1 protein-coding gene is annotated in these 2,996 nt (G+C 72.4%); it reads left to right on the forward strand.

The features are described 5' to 3' along the window. Positions 1-45: 45 nt before the first annotated feature. Positions 46-2,996, forward strand: a 2,951-nt coding sequence (locus tag AB0B83_RS30055) for an AMP-binding protein (protein WP_357580999.1), incomplete at its 3' end; no start/stop codon positions are given.

The raw sequence follows: 2,996 nt of genomic DNA on the forward strand, positions 1-2,996 counted from the left end.
CCGGGTCATCTGGAGATTCTTGGTCGGCAGTTGTCGGATGAGGCGTTGGCGTCGTTGGCGCCGGTGGTGGTGGTCGCTGGTGAGGCGCTGCCGGCGGCCCTGGCCAACCGGTGGCTGACGCTTCTGGGGCCGGGCGGTCTGGTCAACGAGTACGGGCCGACCGAGGCGAGTGTCGGCACCTGCATCTTCCCGATCGAGACCGAGCAGGCGGGTCCGGTGGTGCCGATCGGTCGTGCTCTGCCGGGCATGACGATGTACGTGCTCAACCGGGACCTGCACCTCGCCCCGGTGGGCGTGGTCGGCGAGTTGTACGTGGGTGGCGTGGGTGTGGCCCGTGGTTACGCGGGTCAGCCGGCGTTGACGGCGGAGCGGTTCGTGCCCGACCCGTTCGCCGCAGCCGGCAACGAGCCCGGAAACACGGTCGGGGCGCGGATGTACCGCACCGGGGACCTGGTGCGGCGGCTGCCCGACGGGGCGGTGGAGTTCGTCGGCCGCGTCGACCACCAGGTGAAGATTCGCGGCTACCGCATCGAACTCGGCGAGATCGAAGCGGTCGTCGAGGGCACCGACGGCGTCGGCGACGCCGTCGCCCTGGTCGGCGAGTCGGACCGGCTCGTGGTGTTCTACCGCCCTGGCGCGCCGGCGACGCCGGGCCTGTTGGACCGGATCCGGCAGCGGTGCGCCGAGCACCTGCCGGAGTACATGGTCCCGGCCGAGTTCGTCGCCGTGGAGGCGATCCCGCTCAACGCCAACGGCAAGGTCGACCGGGCCGCCCTGTGGGACACCGCGGTGCCCGCGCAGCGGCAGCACGTCGCCCCGGCGACCGAGCTGGAGGAACGGCTGGCGGAGATCTGGGGCCAGGTGCTCCAGCTCGAACAGGTCAGCACCCGGGACAGCTTCTTCGACCTCGGCGGGCACTCCATCAGCGCCATCGCGCTCGTGGGCGCGCTGCGCGGCGCCGGCCACCCGGTCTCGGTGCGCGACGTCTTCGTGCACCGCACGGTCGCCGCCCTGGCCGCGCACCTCTCCGGCGGGGACGACGCGGAGGTCGCGCCCGCCTTCCGGGCCGTCGCCCCGTTCAGCCTGCTCGACGACGCCGACCGGGCCAAGCTGCCCGCCGGGCTCGCCGACGCGTACCCGTGCGCGCAGGTGCAGCTCGCCATGCTTGTGGTGACGCTCTCCGACTCGGAGCGGCGCACCTACCACAACGTGTCGGCGTTCCCGATCCGCGACGAGCACGCCTTCGACGGCGACGCGCTGCGCCGGGCCGTACGGACCGTCGTGGAGCGGCACGAGATCCTGCGTACCTCGTTCGACCTGACCGGCTTCTCGGTGCCGATGCAGCTCGTACACGCCGGGGTGCCCGTCGACGTCACGCTGCTCGACCTGCGCGACGGCACGGACGAGGAGGCCGAGAGCCGGCTACGGGCGTACCTGGCCGCCGAGCGGTCCCGGCCGTTCACCCCCGACCAGGTCCCGCAGATGCGCATCGCCGGGGCGGCCGGCCGCGACGACACGTGGTGGTTCGTGCTGACCATGTCGCACGGCATCCTCGAGGGCTGGAGCCACCACTCGCTGCTCATGGAGATCCTCGACAACTACCGCAGCCTGCGCGACACCGGCGCACCTGCGGCGTTCGAGGCGCCCCCGGTCCGCTACGCCGACTTCGTCGCCGGCGAGATCGAGGCGCTGGCGTCGGACGAGGACCGCGACTACTGGCAGGGCGTCGTCGCCCGCCCGGTCTTCGAACTGCCCGCCGGCTGGGGCGAGGACGAGTCGGTCCCGGAGTACGAGTGCGGCACCCGCGTACCCCTGCACGACCTGATGGACGACCTGCGCGAGCTGGCCAGCCGTACCGACACGTCGCTGAAGAGCGTGCTGCTGGCCGCGCACCTGAAGGTGATGAGCCAGCTCACCGCCGAGCCCGTGTTCACCAGCGGGCTGGTCAGCCACGGCCGGCCCGAGGTGACCGGCGCCGACCGGGTCTACGGGATGCACCTGAACACGCTGCCGTTCGTGCACGACGCGGGCGCGCGTACCTGGCGGGAGCTGATCCGCAACACCTTCGCCGGGGAGCTGGAGCTGTGGCCGCACCGCCGCTACCCGCTGCCGGCCGTGCAGCGCCTGGGCGACGGGCGCCGGCCGATCGAGATCCTCTTCAACTACCTCGACTTCGAGCAGGTCGACACCGAGCGGGTCGACTTCGAGGACGCCATCTACGAGGCCAGCGGCGAGTTCGGCCTGCACGTCTCCACGCTCGGCGGCGTGCTCAACATCCTCGCCCGGCCGCACCAGGTCAGCTACCCCAACGTCCTGCGCCTCGGTGGCATGTACCGGGCGGTGCTGGAGGCGATGGTGGCCGACATGGACGGTGACGCGTCGGTGACGTGTCTGCCGGCGGGTGAGGCGTCGGTGGTCCTGGTCGACGGGGCGTCGGCGGTGGAGCCGGTGTCGCGTTCGGTCCTCGCCGAGTTCGAGACGCGGGCGGCCGAGGCGCCCTCGGCGGAGGCCGTGTCCGAGTCGGGCGGTCGGACGATCGACTTCGCGGGCCTGGACGCCCGCGCCGCCGTGATCGGGCGGCGCCTGGTCGGCCGGGGTGTGGGTGCCGGTGCGGTGGTGGGTGTGCTGCTGGACCGTGGCGTCGAGTTGGTGGCGTCGATGCTGGGGGTGTGGAAGGCGGGTGCGGCGTTCGTGCCGGTGGATCCGTCGTACCCGCCGGGCCGTATCGCCGCGATGCTCGCTGACGCGGGTGCCCGGGTCGCGGTCACCTCGCAGCGGTACGCGGACCGGTTCGCCGGTGCCGGGGTCGACGTGCTCCGGGTGGACGAGATCGTGGCCGACGGCGCCGAGGAGGCCACGGCCGACGGTGACCTGCGCGCGGCCCTGCCCGGACCGATCGACCTCGACGAGTTGGCGTATGTGATTTTCACGTCGGGGTCGACGGGTCGGCCGAAGGGTGTGCAGGTGTCGCACCGGGGGTTGGCGAATCATGTGCG

Source organism: Micromonospora sp. NPDC049060 (assembly GCF_040649055.1).
Classification (GTDB): domain Bacteria; phylum Actinomycetota; class Actinomycetes; order Mycobacteriales; family Micromonosporaceae; genus Micromonospora; species Micromonospora reichwaldensis.